Origin of the sequence: Formosa agariphila KMM 3901, assembly GCF_000723205.1 — a bacterium.
Taxonomy (GTDB): domain Bacteria; phylum Bacteroidota; class Bacteroidia; order Flavobacteriales; family Flavobacteriaceae; genus Formosa; species Formosa agariphila.
The window spans coordinates 3,399,070-3,421,391 of record NZ_HG315671.1 but is presented as its reverse complement, the minus strand read 5'-3'; the positions used below and the strand labels follow the sequence as shown (position 1 = coordinate 3,421,391).

Sequence of the window (22,322 nt, the reverse complement as noted above, 5' to 3'; positions counted from 1 at the left end):
GAATCGGTAACCAAATCTTACCGAATCGGTACTCAAAAGTTACCGAATCAGAATGCCAATTTTTTTGAGGGTCTAATCTGCTGCATTTTTGCCTTGTGAAATGGAATAAAATTATAGCCTTTACAGAAGGCAAGAAACAAGTTGGCAGCATAGAAGCGGCTGTTAATAACAATGTGGCTTACTTTAATATAGTTGGTCGCATTTGGTCTTGGAGTGCAGACCAGGAAAGTATTTTAAGACGCGAGGTAGAAAACTCTATAGCCGCTGGTGTAAAAGATGCAATTATAGAAGGTAGCAGTGAAGGTGGTTCTGTATTTGCCACTAACGACATGAAAGCTCTTTTTGACAAATACGATACCGTACAAATTAAAGTACATGCTTTAATGGCATCTGCATTTACTTATCTAACATCGCATTACCACACCACTGTAAAAGCCAATACTCAAGGTATGATACATATGCCTATTTTAAGTGTAAAGGGTAATGTTAAGGAAGTGAGAAGTACTTTAAAATTGGGTGAAAACATTACAGAAGATTATGCTAAAGCCTATGCTAATAAAACAGGAAAAACGGTAAAACAAATTAAAGCCTTATGGGATTCTGGTGACTACTGGATGAATGCAGATGAACTGCTTAAAGAAGGTTTTGTTGATGCTATTGAAGGCGAAGTAGAAGCCTTTACAGATACCGATGTGATGTCTTTAGTTGCCTGTGGTGCGCCTATAATTCCAGAAGTACAATCCGAAACTCAAGGGAAAACCGAACATAAATCTAAAACTAATATTATGGATAAAGATGAATTGATTGCCTTTTTAGGGCTTGATTCCAATGCTACCGATGAACAAATCGAGGCAGCTAAGCGCGCTATGAAAGTTGACGCTTTAAAACAACGCTCTCAAGCAGAAGCCGATAAAGACAAGGCCGAAACTGAAGCCAATACAAAAGTAGAAGCCTTAGTAAATAAAGGGATTTCTGAAAAGAAGTTTTCTGCAGATGAAGCTCCACATTATACTGATTTGGCTAAAGCTAATTTTGATGCAACCGAAAAGGTTATTGCTGCAATGCCTTCTAAAGAAAAATTAAGCGCACAGCTTAAAGGAGAAGAAAGTACTACAGGTAGTGCATCTGTTAAAGCCAATTGGACTTTAGAAGATTATTTAGATAATGATCCTGAAGCCTACGAAAAATTAAAAGCAGAAAAACCAAAAGAAGCTGAAGCCTTAGAAGCGGCTTACTTCAGTAAACAATAAACCCCAATTACCTATAAATATATACGTTCAAAATCGAGGATTATTAACCTAATTAAACATCATTTAAAACCTATTTAAACCATGAAAAATATTTCAAAATTTGTATTAGCAATCGTTGCTATTCTTTTAGTGACTGTAGTTGGTCACGCTTTTACAGGATCGTCTGGCGGTGCTGTATCTTTTGCTGTAACCACAGTAGCCTTACCTGTTAAAAATCAATTAGCAGAAAAGGAAATGATTAAGCAGTTACGCCACGAACACACGTGGGCGTCTGAAATTAGATCTAAACAAAGTTGGGTAAACAACGACACCATTAAAATTCCTAAACGTGGTGCAGCACCTGCAGTATTAATAAACAATACCAATTACCCAATTGTAAAGAATGGTAGAGACGATAGCCACGTAGTGGTGTCTTTAAACAAGTTTGACACAGAAAACACCATCGTTACTAAAGATGAACTTTACGCATTACCATACGAAAAAACAAGTGATGTACAAATGCAGCACCGCGAAACTCTAGAAGATGAAACTATGGAGTACGGTATTTGGGGATTAGCACCTCAAGAAAACGATGAGGCCGAAAATCAATTTGTTTTAGAAACAACTGGAGAAAATGACGGAACTGGACGTTTAAAGTTAACCACTAAAGACTTGAGAACTTTACAAGCTAAGATGAACAAAAAGGGTATTAATAAAAAAGGTAGAATCTTAATCTTATGCGACGATCACGTGTCTGATTTATTAGAAGAGGATAGAAAATTCTATACGCAATACCACAACCAAACAGAGGGTGTAATTAGTGGGCGTTACTATGGATTTAAAATCTATGAAGATTCTACAACTCCAGAATACGACGATACCACATTAGCTAAGTTAGCTTACGGTTCTGTAACTATTGGACGTAAATCTTCTGTAGTATTCCATAAAGGTTCTACAGCTAAAGCTGCAGGAACAGTAACACGTTTTGCGAGACCAGCAGAACTAGATCCAGAAAACAGAGAAAACACAGTTGGTTTCCAAGTGTATCATATTATAGTAGCCTACGGTATTGAAGGTAGTGCAGCTATTATCTCTGGTAAAGCTTAATCTATTACAAACCAAATTAGCAGGCTTACAACGCTGAAGCCTGCTTTTAAAACTCCTTTAATGAGAGATATTAAATACATAGTTGTGCATTGCTCTGCCACTCAAGCAGGAAAAGCCTTTACGGCTAAAGATATTGACCGTTGGCATAAAGAACGCGGTTGGAAAGGTATTGGTTATCATTATGTAGTTAATATAGATGGTAGCGAAGAGACAGGCCGTCCAGAAGAGCAAATTGGAGCCCATGTAAAGGATTACAACAAAAGCAGTATTGGGGTATGCTACATTGGTGGTTTAAACCGAATGAATAAACCAGAAGACACCAGAACACCACAACAAAAAACAGCCCTATTGGCGTTACTAAAACGCTTAAGACGTAAGTATCCTAAAGCCAAAATTGTTGGGCATCGCGATTTGTCTAAAGACCTAAACGGCAATGGAACAATAGAGTCTTTTGAGTGGTCTAAAGCCTGCCCATCTTATAACGCTTCATTAGAGTATAAGAACCTTTAACTATGAAATTTTGTATTAGCCTTTTCTTATTATTGACCTTGGCGTGTGGCTGTGGGGGTACGAAACGCCCAACGGAGGACATAGTAAAAACCATACGTTACGATTCCATAAAAAAAATCACAGTCACTCCAAAGGTCGATACTATAAGATTGCCTTCAGAGTATTTATTGGTTACAGTACCATTAAAAGACTTATCAGAAACACCTATTCAAAATCAAACACCTAACGGTCGCTTAAAATCAACTATAAGAAAAGTTGGAGACCAACTGGAGGTAAATTGTTTTGTAGACGAATACATAAAAATTATACAAACTCAAGAAACAATTATCGAGACTCTTATTCGTCAATTAGAGACTTTAGACACAACGCAAACCATAACAGAAACCGAGTCGCCTTGGTATATGAAAGCTTTAGCTTCTTTAGGAGTTGTGCTTTTACTCATTATCATTTTTAGCCTCGGTAAAACATTTATTAAATCATAATAGTATCATGAAAAAAACATACAGTAAAGCCGACTTACAGAAAAAAGCACAAGGTGTTTTTAAAAGTTATCCAGATGCAGACAAACTATTTGCTACTACAGACGGTCAATTCTTTTTAGATCAAAACCGCGCCAATTTACACGCAGGTGCTAAAGGCAAAGTAATAGAAGTTGAGAACGATGCTGTTTTAGAATCTACAGAAACTAAAACAGGAAAGACATTGAAAGCTGAAGACTTAATTGCAAACGCTAAAGACATTGAAACTATAGAAGCTGTAGAAGCTGCTATTGTACAGGAAACTGAAGGTAAAAACAGAACAACTGTTTTAGCTGCCTACGACGCACGAATAGACGAATTAAAAGCAGATAAATAATGAGTTTTAGAGGTGTAAATATTAACAAGTTAAACGGTGGTTTAGGGCGTAGCAACCCCAACGAAGACAATATTTTTATATTGGCTGCGTGTATGCCTATTACAGGTACAACCGTAACACTTTACGAACCTGTAAAATTGTTGCAGCATGAGGATGCTGTAGCATTAGGTATTGATGCTGCTTTCGATGCTAATGAAAGTGTCCTGGTTTACAATGAAATTAAAGATTTCTTTACGTATTGTCCAGATGGTGTATTGCATTTAATTCCAGTTGCCGAAACTTTATCGCCATCAGGGGTTGTTGCTGTTGAAGCATTTATTACAGCGGTAAGATCTGTACCAGAGGCTAAAGTAATTGGTATAATGAACACTACAACCGCCGTTCCAGAAATTGACGAAGAGGTTGAAGCTGTGCAATTGTTTGTAGATAATTTTCGTGAAGAATTTAGATATATAGACAATGTATTATTAGAAGGGCGTGGTGAAGCTGCTGCAATAACACCCGTTGCGAATTACCCAGACCTACGTGCTAAAAATGCACCAAACGTTTCGGTAAGTATTGCTCAAGATCCAGCTGTTGCGACTATTGATGCTGCTTATACTAAATACGCTGCTATTGGTTCTGTTTTAGGCATGTTAGCTGTTAGACAGGTAAACGAAAACCTAGGTTCTGTAGATATTTTAAACAAACCTATAGGGTTTAGAGGGCGCGAAGATTATCCGCTTACTATAGATGGTACAAGCCGTTGGGAAGCCTCAAACTTATCAGACGGGAATACGTTCGAGACCTTATCATATGCCGACCAAAAAGCCTTAACTAATTCAGGCTACATCTATGCAGGAAGCTTTAGCGGATATGGTGGTGTATTTTTTAACAGTGCGCCTACTTGTGTGGAAAAAGCAGACGATTACGCTTATATAGAAAACAATCGTGTATGGAATAAAGCCGTGCGAATTATTAGAGAAACCTTAATTCCCCGTGTACGTGGTATTGTAAAAAAAGATGCTCTAACTGGTTATATAAAATCTACAACCATTTCCGATTGGAATTCACGCCTTAATAAGGCTATGGAGGTTATGATTACCAATAACGAAATAAGTGGTTTTGAGTTTTACATAAACCCAAAACAAACTTTAAGCGAAGACACACCGCTAAAAGTAACAGGGCATATTGTTGTAGACGCTATTGTGTTTGAGTTTGAAGTAGATTTAGGATTAACCGATAAATTATAATTATGAGTACAACCTCTACAACTATTATAAACAAGTTTGGCCAGATGTCTGGTTGGAATAACATTACACTAAACTTGTTATCTCGAGATGTTGAAGGTATAACCGAATTAAGTTATACCGATGAAACAAAAAAAGAAAATGCCTACGGTGCAGGGAAATATCCTGTTGGTCGTGGCGAAGGTAATTATGAAGCTCAAGCTTCCATTACTTTATACAAAGAAGAGATTAATGCTATTAAAGCAGCTTTACCACCAGGATCTAGATTACAAGATATATTACCTTTTGATGTAAACGTACAGTACGAAGGTAAAGACGGATCTATCCTAAAAGACCGTATTAGAAATGCGGAATTTATGACCGACGGTGTCGAGGTAAAAAACAACGATGGTACAATCTCTATAAAAGTAGATTTAATTGTTTCGCACATTGAGTGGAACGTAATATAAAAGGATGAGTCAAGAGTATCAAAAATACACAGATATCACACAAGACATGAATTTGCAGTGGGAAGCAAAATTTGGAAAAAAACGCATTTCAGATTTATCCATTGAAACTTCAGATGGGGAAACCGTCAATTTTGTAATTCGTAAACCAGACCGTCAGGTACTGGAGGCAATGGGTAAACATGCTGCTGTTAAAAATGTATCTGCTACCAATAAGGTATTAATTTCTAATTGTGTTTTAGGTGGAGATATGGAAGCTCTCGAAAAAGATGGCGAAGTATATATTGAAGTTTTAGCGCAACTAAACATGCTTAAACAGCAAGCCAAGGCAACGGTAAAAAAGCGTTAGACCTCTTCCAATTAGAGGTCGAAGCACCCGAAGACGATCATCAACAAATATCTAAAATCAATGCGCTTTTACGTAGCCATTACAAATTAGATCCTGAAACGCTCTCTAATAAAGAATGGGCAAAACACTATCAGGAATATGCCTATGTAAAAGCGATTGAATATAAGAATCTCTTTAAAGTAACTGAACTAGCAACAAAAAAAGCAATGGCCGAAATATTAGGTCAGGTATTTAGTAAATAATATGTCAGGTAGTAGTACAACAACACAATGGATTTTAGAGCTTATGGACAAGGTGTCTGCACCCATGCGTGGTGTAGATAAAAGTACCAAGGCTGTAGATAAAACATTACGCAATGTTACAGCTGCTTTAGACGATATGGACGATACTACACGATCTACTGCAAACCAAGCCATTCAAAGTTTTAACGATCTAAGTTCTGAAATAAAAAAGGAAGAGACTCACATTAAATCCCTAAAAGATCATTTAGCAAGTTTAGGCGATACTGTAGATCCGTTAACGAGAAAACAAATAGACTTTGATGTAAAACAGGCTGAAACTAAAGTTAGACGTTATAAAGAGCAATTAGTTGAAGTACAACACGAGCTTGAGGATATTGAAAAAGGTCCCGATTCGGAAAAACTGAAAGCCAACTGGGGTGCTGCTGTTGTTGTAGCAAATCAAACTGTTGAATTGGTTAACAAGGCTATTGATGGTTTACGGTTTACTACAGAAATTGAAGATTTAAAAACAAACATTGAACGGTTCTCTGGAGCTTCAGGCGATGACTTAGACAATTTAACAGCTAAAGCGTATAAACTTGGTGCTGTATTTAAAGAAAGTCCAGACGAAATTGCCAAAGCTGCTAATGCTATGACTAAACAAATTGGTGGTAGTTACGAAGAGAACTTTGCGCTTATTGAAGCAGGATTTGAAAAAGGTGCAAACATTAATGGTGATTTTATAGATCAACTTAAAGAATACCCAACCTTTATAGAGCAACTCGGTTTATCGCAATCTCAAGCTATCGCATTAATGGCTCAGGCAGGTAAAGATGGGATTTTTAGCGACAAAGCCATCGACTCTATTAAAGAAGCCGATTTGTCTTTACGTGAATTAGGACAACCACAAATAGATGCTTTAAAAGGTATTGGTTTGGCTGCTGAAGATTTAGCAGGTAAAACCTCTTTTGAAGCCGTGCAAATGATTAGTAAATCTATGGAAGGTGCAACTACTCAAGCCAAACAACTGGTTTTAGCCGATATTTTTAAGGGGGCAGGCGAAGACGCTGGGCTTGGTTGGATTGAAGGTTTAGGAAGTATCGATTTAGATATAAATAATATTCCATCTATAAAACAAGCTAATGGCGGTATTCGTGGTTGGTTAGCCGACTTAAAAACGTCGTTCAGTTCTACCTTTGGAAGTATAGCGTCCTCAGTCGTGGAATTGTCTCCAGTAGTTACAGGTATCGCGTCCATGATTCCTTTAATGTCTACATTAAGCAAGGTAACTTGGATACAAACAGCAGCAACAAAAATAGGAACGGCTGCACAATGGTTATGGAATGCTGCTTTAACAGCAAACCCAATAGGATTGGTAATTGTAGGCGTTGCTGCCTTAACTGCAGGAATAATTTGGCTAAGTACGAATGTTACAGGTTGGGGCGAAGCGTGGGAACATACTTGGACAGGTGCAAAATTATTATTTAGTGCCTTTGTACTAAAAATTCAAGCCGATTTTAATACCATGACTAACGGCTTAATGCTTGGTATAAACCAAATTAAAGAAGGTTGGTATAAGTTTAAACTTGCAATGGGGATTGGGGATACAGCCGAAAACCAAAGCATGTTAAACCAAATAAACGCCGATACTGAAGCTCGAAAAAAGTCTATTGTAGATGGTTATCAAGAAGCTGCCAAAGTTGCCTTAGAATCTGGTCTTGCATTTAAAAAAGCAGGCGGTTCTTTAAGCCTTGTAGAAGATACTGAAAAACAAAGTGCTTCAACTTCGACTTCTAGTTTAGGCAATTTCACAAATTTACTAGATGGTAAAACAGCTCCAACAGGAACTAGTGGTTCTGGCGGTTCTGGAAGCTCAAGCAGTTTAAACGGTATTGGTAAAGGTGCAGGCAAAACCGTTACCATGAACTTAGACATTAAAAACTATTTCAATATAGATGGTAATTGGCGCAACGACATCGATAAAATAGCCGATGCCGTAACAGGAAAAATTAACGATCGTTTACGCGATTCGCTTATCTCTTTATAATGAGTACATATAGACCCGACATATCGCAATTGTTTAACGCCGCATTTGGTGTAATACCTATTACTTATAAGGTAGATAACCAAGCGCCTAATAATGGTTTGGTAAACTACCAGTCGATTCCTGTAAAAACTTACGAGGCCGCAAAGAAAATGAGTTGGATGGGTACGCCTATTATGTTTCCGATGAAGTTTAAAGGTGGATCGTACCAATATTATAAATCGACTGCAGTATTGGCACAAAAGCAATTAAACGATTTTGAATTGCCACCTGCTACAATGGTTGATTTTAGACGTGCCAAGAACATTACTAAAACTCAAGTATTAGGAAGTAACGGTACTGTAAAGGAAATATACGGTTTCGACGATTGGCAGATACGTATTAGAGGCTTGTGTCTAGATACACCAAATCAATCGGCTTATGAACAGCATTTGAGTTTATTGCCTTGGGAAGGCTTGGCCGATAGTATAGAGGTATTAGGCGAACTGTTTATTGATAAAAGTATTTATAGAATTACTCTAGAGGATGTTGATTTTAAACAGGCTCAAGGCAAAGAAAATGTAATCCCGTTTGAGATTACCGCAAGTAGTGACGAACCCTTAGAATTGGTTTTATGACACTAGCGATGAATATAAAAATAACGTTTCCAGAATTTAATGGAAGGCGTGAGATTATACTAGATAAGGTGTCCTCTGTAGAAGTTGAATCTAGTTTTAAGTTACTAACGGATAAGGCTATTATTCGTTTACCTAGAAACGTAAAGTTCTTTGATAAAAATAAGGTTCGAGAAGTGTTTAGACGTGGTGCTCCAGTAATGATTGCTTTTGGTTATAACGGGACATACAATACCGAATTTGAAGGTTACGTAACTCAGGTATCGGCAAACATACCAATAGAGATTACTTGCGAAGATGAAATGTGGAAACTAAAACAGTTACCTGTTAATGTAAGTTTTAAAACAGTTACGCTTAAAAAACTATTAGAAACCATTGCACCAGGATATAATGTTGATGCTCTAGAAGGTGTAGAATTAGGCGGTGTTCGTTTTGCTCAAACAAACGTAGCAGCTGTTTTAGATAAGTTGCAAAATGCACCGTATAACTTGTTTAGTTATATGAAAGGCAAACAGCTTGTTTGTGGTAAATATTATAGTGACGATACTAACCAGGACACCGTGAATTTCCATTTAGAACGCAATGCTGTTAGTAACGATCTAAATTATAGAAATGCTGAAGACGTGATTTTAAAAATAAAAGGCGTGTCGGTATTAAAAGACGGTAAAAAAATAGAAGTTGAAATTGGCGATGATGGTGGTGATACCTACCAATTAACTTATTACAATATTGAAGTAGAAGCTGAAGTAAAAAAGCTTCTGCAGAAAGATTACGAAACTAAAAAACGTGGCGGTTTCGATGGGAGTTTTACAGCCTTTGGTATACCATCGGTAAGTCACGGATTAAGAGTCAAGCTCGAGAGTAATTTATACGAAGACCGCCAAGGGATTTATTATATAGAGTCTGTTAAAAAAACATTCGATAGGTCTAAAATACGTCAAGTAATCACTTTAGGAGGTAGTGTGTTATGAAAAAAAACGGACAGGAAATACAAGAGTTTGGGAATCTTATTACTAAGACTTTTAATAAAAACACCAAAATACAAACCCATTGGGCTGAGGCCATTTCAGTAAACTGGGAAGACAAAACAATGGTTGCCAAAGGAACTGCAGATAACCTCGAGTTTCATGATGTGTTATTAGGTGTTGGAGATTGTTTTAGGAAGCCAAAAAAAGGCGCACGTTGTCTTGTAGGTACAATTTTAAACCAAGAGGCTGCAACGTTTTTAATGGCTTGTACAGACCTTGAAGAAACGGTTATTACAGCCAACCAAACACAGTTAACAGTTAAAGAAACTGGGTTTATAATAAAACAGAATAACGAATCTCTAAAAGATGTTTTAAACGACATGATAGATGAGATTAATAAAATAAAAGTCATTTACGGTAATACCATTAATATTCTAGAAATGACCGCGATTAAAGAACGTTTAAACACCATTTTAATAGAATAATAATTATGCCAATTACACAAGCACAGTTATCTGCAAAAATTAAAGCAGCTATGGAATTAAATAGTGATAATCCAGATGTTAACATTGAAGAGGCTAGGCAACATTTGGCTGATGAAATAGCAGCTGGAGTTGCAGAATTCACAATTGGTAGATTAACAACAGGAACCGCTTCTAATGGCGCGAGTGTAACAACTACAATTCAAGTGTAATGGAACAAGATATATTATTAGATGATACCGACGATTTGCTTATTGAAAATGGCGATTTTAAAATAGGAGATAGTTTAACTCAAGAAGTCGGTATTATTTTAAGAATGAATCAAGGCGAGCTTAAAGAAGATCCTTTACTGGGTGCAAACCTTTTAAAGTTTATTAATAGCAGTGTAGATAATAATGAGCTGCAGACAAAAGTGAAGTTGCATTTGCAGCGTGACGGTAAAAATTACGAAGACATAAAAAACTACATAACATTAAAAAGTAACACATTATGATAGAAGTTTTAAAACCATATATAAGTGAAATCATACTAGGTATAGGAGGTTTGGGTGCATGGTTATTTGAACGTAAAAAACGTATCCAAGGCTTTAAACAAGACGATGCCGATTTAACCTCTAAAATTCAAGGTATTTATAAAGATATGGTTGCAGATAGCGATGCTAGCTTAGATAAAATGCGTGGAGATATGGAGCTTCTAAAAAAAAGACAGGGTGAGATAGATGAACAATGGCGTCAAAAAATACAACAGGTAGAACGTAGATGGCAAACTAAATATAGCCGTTTGCAAAAAAGCTATAATGAGCTACTAAAGGAATTCGAGGAATATAAATTAGCACACGAAAAGTAATTGGAAATACGAGTAAAATATAATCAGAGTTTGTTAGATATCGCCATACAAGAGTATGGCAGTATTAACGAAATGCTTGATCTAGCAGTTGCAAATGGCTTGAGTATATCCTCGGTTATATCTACTGGAACGGTATTGCAGATTCCTGGTCTCGAAGCTTCAGAACCAAGCATACAAAATTATTATAAACACAAACAACTAAAACCAGCAACATCTACAAATCTTGAAACTACAGATACCGAAGGCGGTGGAGACACAGACCCTACAGAGTTTGAAGGTATAGGTTATATGGCAATTGAAAACGATTTTATAGTTCGATAATATGGCACGTACAATATCCGTAATACATACAGAAATTCTAAATAACATTCTAGGTGATGTGAACTTAGCAAACTTAACCAGTACTAGTCAAGTATCCATTTATCGTTTGTTTGCTTATGTCATAGCTGTGGCAATTCATACCCACGAGCTGTTGTTCGATTTACATGCTACCGAGGTAGATACTCAAATTTTAAATCAGAAAAACGCCCGATTACCGTGGTATAGATTTATGGCGTTAAAATACCAGTATGGTTTCGATTTAATAACCGACACCGATAATTTTGATAATGACAACGCAACCGAAGAGCAAATTGAAACATCAAAAATAATTAAGTATGCTGCTGTTAACGAAAGTGAAGTAGACAGCCGTGTTATACTAAAAATTGCAGGCGAAACTAGCGAAGAGCTTTCTCCTATTACTCTAGAACAACGTAGTGCATTCGATGCTTACATCGCTGAAATAAAACCTGCAGGTGTAAAAGTTACTATTATTAATTACGAACCAGATATTTTGTATTTAGACCTACGTATTTATAGAGACCCCTTGGTACTTAGTGATACAGGTATGAGTATTCTAAACGGTAACTATCCTGTAGAAGATGCTATTAAGGAATACATGAAAGAACTCCCTTTCGATGGTGAGTTTATAGTGCAAAGCTTTGTAGACAAACTGCAATTGGTTAATGGAGTAAAAATAGCACATATTGTAAATATTGAAAGTGCTTGGATAGATCCCCAACTAGACGATTACGGAGATCCTGTGCCAGTAGATGTAAAAACCATTCCAACATCAGGATATTTTAAAGTCAATAATTTCGATAACATAACCTATGTGGTATAGTATTAATTATAAACGATTAGCCATTCTGGTATTGCCGATTAACATTCGGCAACCTCGAGTAATAGCGTATTTACATGCCTTGATAAGTCCGTTAGTAAATCTGCATTACAATTGGCGTCAATACCGTTTAGCAAACATTTACAAATTAGAACACAGTTGGCAGGTATGCAGTATGCGTGGCGCACTTAACGATCGGTTTGATGCAGAACAGCGACGCATTTTTATAAACGATGGCGATGTCCATGCTGCCTTCTATATTTATACTGAAGGCGAAGATCGACCCAATTACATTTATACAGAAACCGAAATAGGTTTAGGCGCAAATAAAACGTGGCTGTATAATGAAAATGAACTTGTAGGTTCTGCAGCCGATTTTACGGTGTACGTACCTCTAGAAATAATGAATTTACAACAATATGAAGTTATTGGGCTGATTGATTTTTACAAACTAGCAGGCAAAAACTATAAAATAATTACCATTTAAATATGAATCATTTAAACTTTAACCAAACGGGCGGTTTCGGACTAAGCACAAACATTTTAGATGCACTACAAAGTAGTTTAGCACTATTGGGAGGGCTTGGAGAAATGGCAGGCGATAAAACCATTTTAAAAGGCTGCGAGCTTGTAGGGGCAAATGTTACCGACGGTATTGTTTACCTTAACGGAGAAGCTTTTGTTTTTAAAGGAGGTACACCTTTAATTTCTGTAAAAATATATGAAACGGCAACACAAAAAATCTTTGAAAATGGAGATGTAAAAGATGTGATTTTTGAGCGTTGGGTTGGATTTGGAACAGGAACAGGTGCTATACCGTGGAGCGATTTTGTAAAAGTAGATACCCTTAGAAATCTAAAATCTCGTATTCTACCTGCAGGAACAAACCCACAACTATACAGCGGTTCTGTAACTCAAATTCCAAGTGGTTGGCAATTATGCGACGGAACCAATGGTACACCAAACTTAAAAGGACGGTTTATTGTTGGTTACGATTCTTCAGATTACGATTATAACACCATAGGGAAAACGGGAGGAGAAAAGAAGCATACGTTAACCGAAGCCGAACTTCCTGCTCACGATCACGATCTTACTAATACCGTTTATAGTAACGAATCTGGAGGTATTAACGCAGGCGATAAACTATCTCACGATGGGAACATATATGCGCGAGAAGTTACAAAAACAAACAACGCAGGAAGCGGCCAATCTCACGAAAACCGACCACCATACTACACTTTAGCATACATAATTTATATAGAAAACTAATATGGCTACAGCACTTACAACAATAAAAAACTGGTTTAAAACAGGGTTAAAACCTACACAGGCGCAGTTTTGGGCAACTTGGGATTCTTTTCGGCATAAAGACGATAAAATTCCCACTACAGATATTCAGAATCTAGACACTTATTTAGACCAAAAAGTTGATAAGGTTAACGGTTATGGATTGAGTGAAAGAAGCTTTTCTCAGGCTGAAAAGGATAAATTAGAAAATCTAGTATCTGGAGACGATATCGATATTTCAAATAAGGTAGATAAAATAGAAGGCAAAGGCTTGAGTACAGAAGACTTTACTACTGAAGAAAAAGCACAAGTAGCCGATAACAGTTTAAACAAACAATTAGAGGTTACAGATGCTACTGGAGACCTTACCCTTACCGATGCCCATTTTCGCCAAACCTTTTTTATAAATGGTACGGTGGTACGGAATATTACTATTCCAACAGGCGTATTACGCGACGGCTTTGTATGTTTCTTTATAACCATTGGAACAGGGCAATTAAACATTTTAACCGATGGTGGTGGTGCAATGTTGCTAGCTCCTAATGGTACATTGTTAAGTAACGGTTACCGTGGTATGGTAGAAAAGAAATTAACCAACGACACCTTTTACGCCTCTGGCGAATGGGAAGTATAATAATACTATGAGTTTGATACAGCAAAAATATATTAATGGTATTAGTAACCCGTATTATGAGCCAAACACATTTATAGGAGGAGTCTCTACAGACGTACCAGATAAGTTGGTTTTAGCAAGTAAACTAGGAATAAACGCATCAAACATACCTTACTTCAAAATAATAGGAAGTGATGTAGAAGCTTATATTGATATTGATTACGAGATAACGGGAACTCAGTCCTTCCGAGATAATTTAAATTTAACATATTTTAAATGCTTAGAAGGCAGACTTAAGAAAGGGATATCTTCTAACATATTTGGAGGGTGTGCTAATCTACAGTATTTTGAAGCTGTAGGTTTAACGTATATAGGGTACGGGTTTTTGCAAAGCACACCTAATTTGATAGAGATTAAAATGCCTGCTCTAACAGACCCATCTTCAGAGACAAATGCGTTTGTAGGGGTAAACCCTGATTGTGATATATATGTTCCGATAGAAGCTATGACGGCTAATAACGGCTACCCTTTAGGAGTTCTATATTCTACAGGAAATTGGGAAGTAAACTATATTGGATATGTAGATAATCCATTAGATTTTAATACCGAATTAGGAGGGGTTCAGAATATTTTGACATCTAGAGCCTTAGTAGGGGAGAAAATAGGGGTTAAGGCTGCTAGGATAGTAAATCTATCCATTGACTCCGATAGAATTAAATTTAAGGTTTTAGCTCCTTCGTACAGCATAGCTAGTTACGCATTCCAAAACGACCAAAACCTTACTTTTTATAATGACAGTGATTTAGTTGTTGGTTTTGGTTCTAATGCTTTTTATAATTGTGGGGTATCTCAATTAACATTTAACGGGGTTATTAACTTCAACTCTGGAGGGACTTTTAGAAATATGAGCAATCTCACTTCACTTGTAATGAATAATTGCGTTACGTGGCGAGGAGGACAAAGCATTAGAAACACTCCATTATTGGTAAATTGGGAAATGCCTTCATTAGAAGCTATACTAAGTGGAAATCTTACATTTTATGATTTCAATACCAACTTAACAGCTAAAAAATTAAAACAAGCAGGACCAACAGTAGGAGACGACACTATGTTTACTAATGCATCAGGAAATAGAACGATAAAAGTACATGAGTTCTTAGCTACTAGCAACGGAGGTTTAGCTGACGAGGATTTACAGTATTTAAAAGACTCAAGAGGTTATACTGTAGAATTTTACGACGACAACGGGGATTATGTGTCAACACTATAATAATTTAAGAAAATGAAACAAATACGAACAACATCAACAGTGCTGTTAGATGCACAAATTAATAAGCGTGGTATCGCGGTTGTAAAACTAGAAGAGTTTAAGTTTTTAGGCAATACAAGTGTGGTACTTGTAGGCTATTACGAACAACAGGAAAATGCCACCCCAAGTGTAGGGGCACCGCTTTATAATCTTATGCCGTTACCTGTAAAAGACGGTATTGCAGGCCGCCAACACGTTAAACGCCTTACGCTTTTAAAAGCCAATATGGATGCTTTGTTTACAGCTGCTAATACAGATGTGTTAGTGTCGGAAAGCTTTAGTACTCAACTTACAGAAGTGCTAACAGATGCCACACTAATTAAAATAGTGGCAGACGAAAACTACAGTAAAGTAGATGAGAATAATATGCTAACACCCCTTACAGCTTCAGACTGGGAAATTATACACGAACAGGAACTAGTAACAGAAGCGTAAATGAAAGAAGCAGTAATAAACATTGGTAAAGTGCTATTAGGCCTTGTATTAATAGTTGTAAGCTTGGTGTTATTTATAATAATAACACCGTTGGCATTTCTCTGGAAGGTTGTCTCTAGTATTTCGCAAGAAAAACGTAAAGTAAGAGATATTTTATCTGGCACCTCGTTATTCTTTATACAAATAGCAGCAAGTTACGACCAGTTAGGTAATGCTGTATTTGGAGGCTTCTTTAATTGGTTGTTTCTGGTGCAAAAAGATTTGCGTTACGCCTTTGGAGACAAAGACGATACTATAAGCGAAGTATTGGGTTGGAATGCAGAATTAAACGCCTTAAACCGCTTTGGAGTGTTAATGGTTAAACTACTAGACTATATAGATAAAAACCACTGTTATAATGCCATGTACAGCGGTGTGTTACGTGCCAGAACCAAAGTACACCAATACGAGAATATAAATCTTTTACAATCTTAAATATGAAAAAAACACTATTAATAATCGCTTTAATGGTAAGCGTTTCAAGCTTTGCACAAAAGCAAACCCTTTACAAGAAAATTGCCATCGTAACAGATATTATAAGTGATCGCGCCATAATAAGTGCAGGAATGCATTCTAATTACAACGTAAGCGCAAAATCTCTAGAAAAAGGAAGTTCTTATGTGTTTTATTTAGAAATATTAGAAGACGGTACAACGCCTAAAGCAAACATTAAAGGCGTTTGTAAAACCACTACACAAGCACAAAAAGATATGAAACAAACGAGGGAAGCCCTCGAAAAAAACTATACAATAATCGATTAATCAACGATTATTAAGGTGGGATTATATAAAAGTCCCCCAGCGTTTAAAAATCTCTCACAACCTTTAAAACACAAGCCCAAAGGCTACTGGAGGACAATATGTCTTTCAGAGTCTTTGGGCTTTATTGTTTTGGGTTGTGAGAGGCACAAATATAGTAAACATCAATCAATCATTAATCAAAAAACGAATAGTAAAATGAGTAAAAAAGTGTACAACACTGCGCCTTTGCCGTTTATGGGTCAGAAACGGAAATTTATTAAATCTTTTAAGGATGCTTTGCATAACTATCCCCCAGACGGAATATATGTCGATTTATTTGGTGGGAGTGGTTTGCTAGCACATACAGCAAAACAACACTATCCAAATGCTACAGTTGTCTATAATGACTTCGATAATTATCGTAAGCGTATTAATGCGATACCTGAGACCAATAACTTATTAGAGAAACTACGCATGCTAATAAGCGAATGGCCAAAGGATAAGCGTATTACTGGTGTAACCAGAGAAAACGTCTTAAAAGCGATAAAAAGACATGAAGACCAATATAACTATGTAGATTATATTACGTTGTCTTCATCTTTATTGTTTAGTATGAAGTACGTGCTTAATTATGAGGATTTAGTAAAAAGCACTCTGTATAATTGCATTAGAATGAGCGATTATAAAGCTGAGGGATATTTAAACGGATTGGATATTGTGAGCTTAGATTATAAAGTGTTGTTTGAACAGTACAAGGATAGCGATAAGGTTGTGTTTTTAATTGATCCACCTTATTTACAAACAACGTCGGTAACGTATAAGAATTATTGGAACTTAACGGACTACTTAGATGTCCTGAGTGTTTTAGAAGGACATAGATACTTCTATTTTACTTCAAATAAGTCTTCAATTATAGAGCTTTGTGAGTGGGTTGGTAACAGAACATTAACTACTAATCCGTTTGCTCATGCTACCAAATTGGAGGTTAATACCAGTGTTAATTACAATAGTAGCTACACCGATATTATGTTATTTAAGTAAGTTTAGAGTGTTTAACCACCGTTTAAAAGGCATTTAATGGCTGTTTTAACGGTGGTAATTTATGTACATTTGTTAAAATCTTTGTACAATTTGATTTCAAAACGTGTACAATTTGATTTCCCGATTATAAGTTATTAATTTTGGAATAATTTAACAAATAAGTAGTATTTTTATCAAAAAATATTAACCATTAAATTTAAAACCATGAAAAAATCAGTATTAGTAATTGCTATTGCATTATGTTGCACAACATTCTTTAGCTGTAATTCTTCAAAATCAACAGCAGCAGATGCAGCTACAACAGCTGTGTCAGATATGAGTGCAGACCAAATGAAGTCTTATTTTATGAATAATCCTGAAGCACAAACTAAAGTAAAAGAAGCTTTAGTAGATAAGGATTCACCTCTTAGAAGACAAGCTACAGAATATTTAAAATCTAACCCAGAAACACAAGCTAAGGTTACAGATTTTATCACGAAAAACCCTGATGCTAAAGGTCAATTAATGAAATATGTTATGGATAATCCAGAATTAACTCAAAAATTAATGAGTTGGATTTCTAGTAATCCAGACATTTTAAAGAAAGCAATGAGTTTAGTAGGGATGTAATCTTATTAAAACCAAATATAAAAAGCGATTAAGACATAGTCTTAGTCGCTTTTTTCATTTATATTGAATTGAAAACAAAGTATTATGTTCGTAAAAGCGGATTTAATAAACCAAGGTTGTAACTTTGCAACTTCTAAAATGTAGTTAAAGATGAATCATAAAGCAGGTTTTGTAAATATTATTGGAAATCCAAACGTAGGAAAATCAACATTAATGAACGCGTTTGTAGGTGAGAAATTATCAATAATCACCTCCAAAGCACAAACCACGCGTCATCGTATTTTAGGAATTGTAAATGGAGACGATTTTCAGGTGATTCTTTCAGATACACCTGGGATTATTAAACCAGCTTACGAGTTACAATCGTCTATGATGGATTTTGTAAAGTCGGCCTTCGAAGATGCAGATGTTTTAGTTTATATGGTTGAAATTGGTGAAACTGAATTAAAAGACGAAGCTTTTTTTAATAAAATTACAGCTGCTAAAATCCCTGTTTTATTACTTTTAAATAAGATTGATAAATCCGATCAAGAGCAATTAGAAGCTCAAGTGGGGTTATGGAGTAGTAAAGTGCCAAATGCAGAAATTTTTCCTATTTCGGCTTTAGAAGGTTTTAATGTGTCTGAAGTATTTAATCGTATTATCGAGTTGCTTCCAGATTCTCCACCATTCTATCCAAAAGATCAATTAACAGATAAACCAGAGCGTTTCTTTATTAATGAAACCATTCGTGAAAAAATTCTACTTCATTATAAAAAGGAAATTCCTTATGCTGTAGAAGTAGATACAGAAGAGTTTTTTGAAGAAGAACAAATTATTCGTGTGCGTTCTGTAATTATGGTAGAACGTGAAACACAAAAAGGAATTATTATTGGCCATAAAGGTTCGGCTTTAAAACGGGTTGGAGTTGAAGCAAGAAAAGATTTAGAAAAATTCTTCGGAAAGCAAATCCATCTAGAGTTATACGTGAAAGTGAATAAGAATTGGCGTTCAAATGCTAATCAATTACGTCGTTTTGGATATAATCAGAAGTAAAACGTTATAAATTTAGGCTTTTCTTCATAAATTGATGTAAAAGCATCATATCGTTTTTTCCTTTTGCTCGTCCTGCACGTCCAATAAAATAAAGAGCAAACCATGCAATAACCATTGCTATACAAACTCCCAATTGTAAGCCATAAGCTGTTTTTAATGCCCAATTAGAATAGCCCCAAATGGCGAAACCAATACATAGCATAGCGACTATAAAATGTAAAAACATAAACATAGTCCATACTGTTGGATTTGGTCCGAAAAGCCCATGTAGCTTACAGTTATTGCCTTCTGTTTCATTAATTTCAAGGTGTAATTGAGGCGACCAAAAATGTTGTTTATGTTTTGGAATTCTAATAAATACATGGTCATCTACACGAGAGACTATAAATTCTGTTTGTGTATCTTTAAGCTTTTCAAAGCTAGATAAGACATCTGTATTACTTTTAGGAATGTTTATATTAAATCTTGGGCGTAGTGCAATGTCGTTATCTATTAGCATATTTTTTCTCTTGTTTAAAAGAATGCGTTAAATTACAGTTTTTTCTTAAATATCTAAACACTACCTTTGCAGACAATTAAAAGTATATGAGTAATATAGTAGCCATAGTAGGAAGACCAAATGTTGGTAAGTCAACATTTTTCAATCGTTTAATTCAACGACGTGAAGCCATTGTAGATGCAGTTAGTGGGGTTACTCGCGATAGACATTACGGAAAAAGTGACTGGAACGGGAAAGAATTTTCGTTAATCGATACCGGAGGATATGTAAAAGGAAGTGACGATGTGTTCGAGGCAGAAATTGATAAACAAGTGGTATTGGCTATAGAAGAAGCCGATGCTATTATTTTTATGGTAGATGTAGAGACTGGTGTAACTGGAATGGACGAAGATGTCGCTAAATTGTTACGTAAAGTCACTAAGCCTGTTTTTTTAGTAGTTAATAAAGTAGATAACGGGAAACGTGCCGAAGATGCTGTAGAATTTTATTCTTTAGGTTTAGGCGAGTATTTTACTGTAGCAAGTATAAATGGTAGTGGAACAGGAGATTTATTAGATGCCTTAGTTGAAGCCTTACCAGAACAAGAAGAAGAGGAGGAAGAAGATGCTTTACCTCGTTTTGCTGTCGTGGGACGTCCTAATGCAGGGAAATCATCATTCATTAACGCCTTAATCGGTGAGGAGCGTTATATTGTTACAGATATAGCAGGAACAACGCGTGATTCTATCGATACCAGATATAATCGTTTCGGATTCGAATTTAATTTGGTCGATACGGCTGGAATTCGTCGTAAGTCTAAGGTAAAAGAAGATTTAGAATTTTATTCAGTAATGCGTAGTGTGCGTGCTATAGAGCATAGTGACGTATGTATTATTGTGCTTGATGCCACTAGAGGTTTCGACGGACAAGTTCAGAATATCTTTTGGTTAGCAGAGCGTAATAGAAAAGGAATTGTTGTACTTGTAAATAAGTGGGATTTAGTTGAAAAAGAAACAAATTCTGCTAAAGAATTTGAAAGACAGATTCGTCGTGAAATGGAGCCGTTTACAGATGTGCCAATTGTGTTTATTTCAGTATTAAATAAACAACGTATTTTTAAAGCTATTGAAACTGCTGTTGAAGTATATAAAAACAGATCTAAGAAAATTAAAACAAGTGTTTTAAACGAAGTGATGTTGCCGATAATTGAAAGCTATCCTCCACCAGCATATAAAGCAAAATTCGTAAAAATTAAATTTATTACACAGTTGCCAACACCGCAACCTCAATTTGCATTCTTCTGTAATTTACCGCAGTATGTAAAAGATTCTTATAAACGATTTTTAGAGAACAAATTGCGTGAGCATTTCGATTTTAACGGGGTTCCCGTAAGTGTATATATGCGTAAAAAATAATTAAATATTACAGTAATATACAGCCCATTCTGAAAAGAATGGGCTTTTTTATGTTTATAAATCAAGTTCTGCTTAAATAGTTGAAAGGTAAAAATAGACATTAGGCTATCTTCTTATCAAAGGTCTAAACCATTTTTTTCTATAACTACACGCGTTCTTGGTAAACTGTTTGGATAGTTTTTTTGTATGTATTCTATCATCTTTTCGCGAATATAGACTCTCAAATCCCAAGCGGTAGGTGAGTTTCTTGCACTGACTAAAATTCTAGATTCTACGGTTGTTTCTTTAGATTCTGTAACTTGTAATACATTTACTTTTCCATCCCATAAATCACTACCTTCTAGTAGTCGTGTCAACTCCGTTCTTAAATCATCAAAAGGAATATTATAGTCCGTGTATAAAAATATAGTTCCCATAATATCGGCATTATTTCTAGTCCAATTTTGAAATGGAGTTTCTAAGAAATAAGACGATGGTAAAACAAGTCGTCTTTTGTCCCAAATTCTAATAACCACATAGGTTAAGTTAATTTCTTCAATCCAGCCCCATTCACCTTCTACAACTACCGCATCGTCTATTCTAAAAGGTTGCGTTATGGCAATTTGTATTCCAGCAAGTAAAGCTCCAACAACTTTTTGAGCAGATAACCCTAATATGATACCTGCCACACCCGCCGAAGCAAATAGGCCAACTCCAACTTTTCTAATGTTTTCGAAAGACAATAATATTAGGCCTGTTGCTATCATAATAATAATGAAAATAATGACTTTTTCAAGAATATTAAATTGTGTATAAACTTTTCTAGAATGTAAATTGTCTTCTTGAGTAATGTCGTAATATGTTAAAAACCTTTTCTTGAGTTTGTGTAACACTTCTATACTAATCCAAGCCATTACAGCAATTAAGAAGTTGTGTTTTTGGTTGGTTAAAAATGAAAAATCTAAGGTCGTAATTCGTGTTAAAAGCTCTGCAATAGGATTTAGGCATAACACTATAATTAGTAAGGAAACACTAAATATTAAGTTTGAATATTTTTTCATGGCTTGATACTTTTTGGATTAGAAATACGAATACATCTAATGTAAGTTAGCTATGAAAAATAAGAAATTACACCCTAAAGTTTATTGGTATATATAGAGAAATCATAGCCTTTTATATTAAAGTTAAACAAAAAGGATATAACAAAAAAAGTATAGAGGTATGAACTGATTAGAAATCAGATTTAAAGAAAATAAACGGGATATAATTGAAAATATGATAAT

The 22,322-nt window shown here is 35.7% G+C and carries 30 protein-coding genes; 28 read left to right on the top strand and 2 right to left on the bottom strand.

Features of this window, described 5'->3' with window-relative positions:
* Positions 1–95 precede the first annotated feature (95 nt).
* The 27 genes from BN863_RS14375 (at position 96) to era (ending at position 19,167) form a co-directional block, all read left to right on the top strand.
* Positions 96–1,250 carry an ATP-dependent Clp protease proteolytic subunit gene (locus BN863_RS14375; RefSeq protein WP_038531828.1) on the top strand — a complete coding sequence of 385 codons (1,155 nt, stop codon included), beginning with the start codon at positions 96–98 and terminating at the stop codon, positions 1,248–1,250.
* A gap of 81 nt (positions 1,251–1,331) precedes the next feature.
* Entirely contained in the window at positions 1,332–2,336 is a 1,005-nt protein-coding gene (locus BN863_RS14370) for a hypothetical protein (protein WP_051774853.1), read from the top strand.
* Between the two features lie 60 nt (positions 2,337–2,396).
* Positions 2,397–2,846: an N-acetylmuramoyl-L-alanine amidase gene (locus BN863_RS14365; protein WP_038531827.1), complete on the top strand. Its 450-nt coding sequence runs from the start codon at positions 2,397–2,399 to the stop codon at positions 2,844–2,846.
* A gap of 2 nt (positions 2,847–2,848) precedes the next feature.
* Positions 2,849–3,328, top strand: coding sequence for a hypothetical protein (locus BN863_RS14360; RefSeq protein WP_148304622.1), 480 nt, complete (start codon positions 2,849–2,851; stop codon positions 3,326–3,328).
* 7 nt (positions 3,329–3,335) lie between these two features.
* A complete protein-coding gene (locus BN863_RS14355) occupies positions 3,336–3,701 on the top strand; it encodes a hypothetical protein (protein WP_038531825.1) in 366 nt (121 codons plus the stop codon).
* Positions 3,701–4,933: a DUF2586 family protein gene (locus BN863_RS14350; RefSeq protein WP_051774851.1), complete on the top strand. Its 1,233-nt coding sequence runs from the start codon at positions 3,701–3,703 to the stop codon at positions 4,931–4,933. The genes BN863_RS14355 and BN863_RS14350 overlap by 1 nt, the downstream gene beginning before the upstream one ends.
* A 2-nt stretch (positions 4,934–4,935) precedes the next feature.
* Complete coding sequence (locus BN863_RS14345) at positions 4,936–5,379, top strand: hypothetical protein (protein WP_051774848.1); 444 nt, start codon at positions 4,936–4,938, stop codon at positions 5,377–5,379.
* A gap of 4 nt (positions 5,380–5,383) precedes the next feature.
* Positions 5,384–5,725 carry a hypothetical protein gene (locus BN863_RS14340; protein ID WP_038531823.1) on the top strand — a complete coding sequence of 114 codons (342 nt, stop codon included), beginning with the start codon at positions 5,384–5,386 and terminating at the stop codon, positions 5,723–5,725.
* Positions 5,726–5,968: 243 nt separating this feature from the next.
* Positions 5,969–7,993: a phage tail tape measure protein gene (locus tag BN863_RS14335; RefSeq protein ID WP_038531822.1), complete on the top strand. Its 2,025-nt coding sequence runs from the start codon at positions 5,969–5,971 to the stop codon at positions 7,991–7,993.
* Complete coding sequence (locus tag BN863_RS18115) at positions 7,993–8,607, top strand: DUF6046 domain-containing protein (protein ID WP_051774846.1); 615 nt, start codon at positions 7,993–7,995, stop codon at positions 8,605–8,607. The genes BN863_RS14335 and BN863_RS18115 overlap by 1 nt, the downstream gene beginning before the upstream one ends.
* Positions 8,608–8,615: 8 nt before the next feature.
* A complete protein-coding gene (locus BN863_RS14325) occupies positions 8,616–9,575 on the top strand; it encodes a hypothetical protein (RefSeq protein ID WP_148304621.1) in 960 nt (319 codons plus the stop codon).
* Positions 9,572–10,057, top strand: coding sequence for a hypothetical protein (locus BN863_RS14320; protein WP_038531819.1), 486 nt, complete (start codon positions 9,572–9,574; stop codon positions 10,055–10,057). The genes BN863_RS14325 and BN863_RS14320 overlap by 4 nt, the downstream gene beginning before the upstream one ends.
* A 5-nt stretch (positions 10,058–10,062) precedes the next feature.
* On the top strand, positions 10,063–10,266 hold the full coding sequence (locus BN863_RS14315) for a hypothetical protein (protein ID WP_038531817.1): 204 nt from the start codon (positions 10,063–10,065) through the stop codon (positions 10,264–10,266).
* A complete protein-coding gene (locus tag BN863_RS14310; RefSeq protein ID WP_038531816.1) occupies positions 10,266–10,547 on the top strand; it encodes a hypothetical protein in 282 nt (93 codons plus the stop codon). The genes BN863_RS14315 and BN863_RS14310 overlap by 1 nt, the downstream gene beginning before the upstream one ends.
* Entirely contained in the window at positions 10,544–10,900 is a 357-nt protein-coding gene (locus BN863_RS14305) for a hypothetical protein (protein ID WP_038531815.1), read from the top strand. Before BN863_RS14310 ends, BN863_RS14305 begins: the two co-directional genes overlap by 4 nt.
* The gene (locus BN863_RS18110; RefSeq protein ID WP_051774844.1) at positions 10,901–11,221 is read left to right on the top strand and encodes a hypothetical protein; all 321 of its coding nucleotides are present in this window, start codon (positions 10,901–10,903) and stop codon (positions 11,219–11,221) included. It begins immediately after the preceding gene.
* Between the two features lies 1 nt (position 11,222).
* Positions 11,223–12,062, top strand: coding sequence for a hypothetical protein (locus tag BN863_RS14295; RefSeq protein WP_038531814.1), 840 nt, complete (start codon positions 11,223–11,225; stop codon positions 12,060–12,062).
* Positions 12,052–12,546: a hypothetical protein gene (locus BN863_RS14290; RefSeq protein WP_038531813.1), complete on the top strand. Its 495-nt coding sequence runs from the start codon at positions 12,052–12,054 to the stop codon at positions 12,544–12,546. Before BN863_RS14295 ends, BN863_RS14290 begins: the two co-directional genes overlap by 11 nt.
* Positions 12,547–12,548: 2 nt before the next feature.
* Positions 12,549–13,328, top strand: coding sequence for a phage baseplate protein (locus BN863_RS14285; protein ID WP_038531811.1), 780 nt, complete (start codon positions 12,549–12,551; stop codon positions 13,326–13,328).
* Between the two features lies 1 nt (position 13,329).
* Positions 13,330–13,980 (top strand): hypothetical protein, encoded by a 651-nt coding sequence (locus BN863_RS14280; protein WP_038531810.1) that lies wholly within the window; start codon positions 13,330–13,332, stop codon positions 13,978–13,980.
* Positions 13,981–13,987: 7 nt separating this feature from the next.
* Entirely contained in the window at positions 13,988–15,229 is a 1,242-nt protein-coding gene (locus BN863_RS14275; protein WP_038531809.1) for a leucine-rich repeat protein, read from the top strand.
* A gap of 12 nt (positions 15,230–15,241) precedes the next feature.
* Entirely contained in the window at positions 15,242–15,703 is a 462-nt protein-coding gene (locus BN863_RS14270) for a hypothetical protein (RefSeq protein ID WP_038531808.1), read from the top strand.
* Positions 15,704–16,177, top strand: coding sequence for a hypothetical protein (locus BN863_RS14265; protein WP_038531807.1), 474 nt, complete (start codon positions 15,704–15,706; stop codon positions 16,175–16,177).
* Between the two features lie 2 nt (positions 16,178–16,179).
* On the top strand, positions 16,180–16,503 hold the full coding sequence (locus BN863_RS14260; RefSeq protein ID WP_038531805.1) for a hypothetical protein: 324 nt from the start codon (positions 16,180–16,182) through the stop codon (positions 16,501–16,503).
* Positions 16,504–16,698: 195 nt separating this feature from the next.
* Positions 16,699–17,523 (top strand): DNA adenine methylase, encoded by an 825-nt coding sequence (locus BN863_RS14255; protein WP_038531804.1) that lies wholly within the window; start codon positions 16,699–16,701, stop codon positions 17,521–17,523.
* 204 nt (positions 17,524–17,727) lie between these two features.
* Positions 17,728–18,132, top strand: a complete 405-nt coding sequence (locus tag BN863_RS14250; protein ID WP_038531803.1) for a hypothetical protein — start codon at positions 17,728–17,730, stop codon at positions 18,130–18,132.
* A 150-nt stretch (positions 18,133–18,282) separates the two neighbouring features.
* A complete protein-coding gene (gene era, locus BN863_RS14245) occupies positions 18,283–19,167 on the top strand; it encodes a GTPase Era (RefSeq protein ID WP_038531802.1) in 885 nt (294 codons plus the stop codon).
* Positions 19,168–19,171: 4 nt separating this feature from the next.
* Here era and BN863_RS14240 read toward each other — a convergent pair whose 3' ends face one another.
* Positions 19,172–19,666 (bottom strand): hypothetical protein, encoded by a 495-nt coding sequence (locus BN863_RS14240; RefSeq protein ID WP_038531800.1) that lies wholly within the window; start codon positions 19,664–19,666, stop codon positions 19,172–19,174.
* An 86-nt stretch (positions 19,667–19,752) separates the two neighbouring features.
* On the opposite strand from BN863_RS14240, the gene der reads away from it, so the two are divergent.
* Positions 19,753–21,060, top strand: coding sequence for a ribosome biogenesis GTPase Der (gene der, locus BN863_RS14235; protein WP_038531799.1), 1,308 nt, complete (start codon positions 19,753–19,755; stop codon positions 21,058–21,060).
* 116 nt (positions 21,061–21,176) lie between these two features.
* Here der and BN863_RS14230 read toward each other — a convergent pair whose 3' ends face one another.
* Positions 21,177–22,100, bottom strand: coding sequence for a mechanosensitive ion channel family protein (locus BN863_RS14230; RefSeq protein ID WP_051774842.1), 924 nt, complete (start codon positions 22,098–22,100; stop codon positions 21,177–21,179).
* Positions 22,101–22,322 lie beyond the last annotated feature (222 nt).

What these genes read in the sequence shown, in the direction of transcription:
- BN863_RS14290 (WP_038531813.1), top strand. Translation starts at nt 12,052, where the DNA reads ATGTGGTATAGTATTAATTATAAACGATTAGCCATTCTGGTATTGCCG.
- era (WP_038531802.1), top strand. Translation starts at nt 18,283, where the DNA reads ATGAATCATAAAGCAGGTTTTGTAAATATTATTGGAAATCCAAACGTA.
- der (WP_038531799.1), top strand. Translation starts at nt 19,753, where the DNA reads ATGAGTAATATAGTAGCCATAGTAGGAAGACCAAATGTTGGTAAGTCA.
- BN863_RS14260 (WP_038531805.1), top strand. Translation starts at nt 16,180, where the DNA reads ATGAAAAAAACACTATTAATAATCGCTTTAATGGTAAGCGTTTCAAGC.
- BN863_RS18115 (WP_051774846.1), top strand. Translation starts at nt 7,993, where the DNA reads ATGAGTACATATAGACCCGACATATCGCAATTGTTTAACGCCGCATTT.
- BN863_RS14370 (WP_051774853.1), top strand. Translation starts at nt 1,332, where the DNA reads ATGAAAAATATTTCAAAATTTGTATTAGCAATCGTTGCTATTCTTTTA.
- BN863_RS14240 (WP_038531800.1), bottom strand. Translation starts at nt 19,666, where the DNA reads ATGCTAATAGATAACGACATTGCACTACGCCCAAGATTTAATATAAAC.
- BN863_RS14275 (WP_038531809.1), top strand. Translation starts at nt 13,988, where the DNA reads ATGAGTTTGATACAGCAAAAATATATTAATGGTATTAGTAACCCGTAT.
- BN863_RS14280 (WP_038531810.1), top strand. Translation starts at nt 13,330, where the DNA reads ATGGCTACAGCACTTACAACAATAAAAAACTGGTTTAAAACAGGGTTA.
- BN863_RS14345 (WP_051774848.1), top strand. Translation starts at nt 4,936, where the DNA reads ATGAGTACAACCTCTACAACTATTATAAACAAGTTTGGCCAGATGTCT.
- BN863_RS14335 (WP_038531822.1), top strand. Translation starts at nt 5,969, where the DNA reads ATGTCAGGTAGTAGTACAACAACACAATGGATTTTAGAGCTTATGGAC.
- BN863_RS14230 (WP_051774842.1), bottom strand. Translation starts at nt 22,100, where the DNA reads ATGAAAAAATATTCAAACTTAATATTTAGTGTTTCCTTACTAATTATA.
- BN863_RS14295 (WP_038531814.1), top strand. Translation starts at nt 11,223, where the DNA reads ATGGCACGTACAATATCCGTAATACATACAGAAATTCTAAATAACATT.
- BN863_RS14310 (WP_038531816.1), top strand. Translation starts at nt 10,266, where the DNA reads ATGGAACAAGATATATTATTAGATGATACCGACGATTTGCTTATTGAA.
- BN863_RS14325 (WP_148304621.1), top strand. Translation starts at nt 8,616, where the DNA reads ATGAATATAAAAATAACGTTTCCAGAATTTAATGGAAGGCGTGAGATT.
- BN863_RS14305 (WP_038531815.1), top strand. Translation starts at nt 10,544, where the DNA reads ATGATAGAAGTTTTAAAACCATATATAAGTGAAATCATACTAGGTATA.
- BN863_RS14315 (WP_038531817.1), top strand. Translation starts at nt 10,063, where the DNA reads ATGCCAATTACACAAGCACAGTTATCTGCAAAAATTAAAGCAGCTATG.
- BN863_RS14340 (WP_038531823.1), top strand. Translation starts at nt 5,384, where the DNA reads ATGAGTCAAGAGTATCAAAAATACACAGATATCACACAAGACATGAAT.
- BN863_RS14360 (WP_148304622.1), top strand. Translation starts at nt 2,849, where the DNA reads ATGAAATTTTGTATTAGCCTTTTCTTATTATTGACCTTGGCGTGTGGC.
- BN863_RS14365 (WP_038531827.1), top strand. Translation starts at nt 2,397, where the DNA reads ATGAGAGATATTAAATACATAGTTGTGCATTGCTCTGCCACTCAAGCA.
- BN863_RS14285 (WP_038531811.1), top strand. Translation starts at nt 12,549, where the DNA reads ATGAATCATTTAAACTTTAACCAAACGGGCGGTTTCGGACTAAGCACA.
- BN863_RS14320 (WP_038531819.1), top strand. Translation starts at nt 9,572, where the DNA reads ATGAAAAAAAACGGACAGGAAATACAAGAGTTTGGGAATCTTATTACT.
- BN863_RS14350 (WP_051774851.1), top strand. Translation starts at nt 3,701, where the DNA reads ATGAGTTTTAGAGGTGTAAATATTAACAAGTTAAACGGTGGTTTAGGG.
- BN863_RS14355 (WP_038531825.1), top strand. Translation starts at nt 3,336, where the DNA reads ATGAAAAAAACATACAGTAAAGCCGACTTACAGAAAAAAGCACAAGGT.
- BN863_RS14250 (WP_038531803.1), top strand. Translation starts at nt 17,728, where the DNA reads ATGAAAAAATCAGTATTAGTAATTGCTATTGCATTATGTTGCACAACA.
- BN863_RS14255 (WP_038531804.1), top strand. Translation starts at nt 16,699, where the DNA reads ATGAGTAAAAAAGTGTACAACACTGCGCCTTTGCCGTTTATGGGTCAG.
- BN863_RS14265 (WP_038531807.1), top strand. Translation starts at nt 15,704, where the DNA reads ATGAAAGAAGCAGTAATAAACATTGGTAAAGTGCTATTAGGCCTTGTA.
- BN863_RS14270 (WP_038531808.1), top strand. Translation starts at nt 15,242, where the DNA reads ATGAAACAAATACGAACAACATCAACAGTGCTGTTAGATGCACAAATT.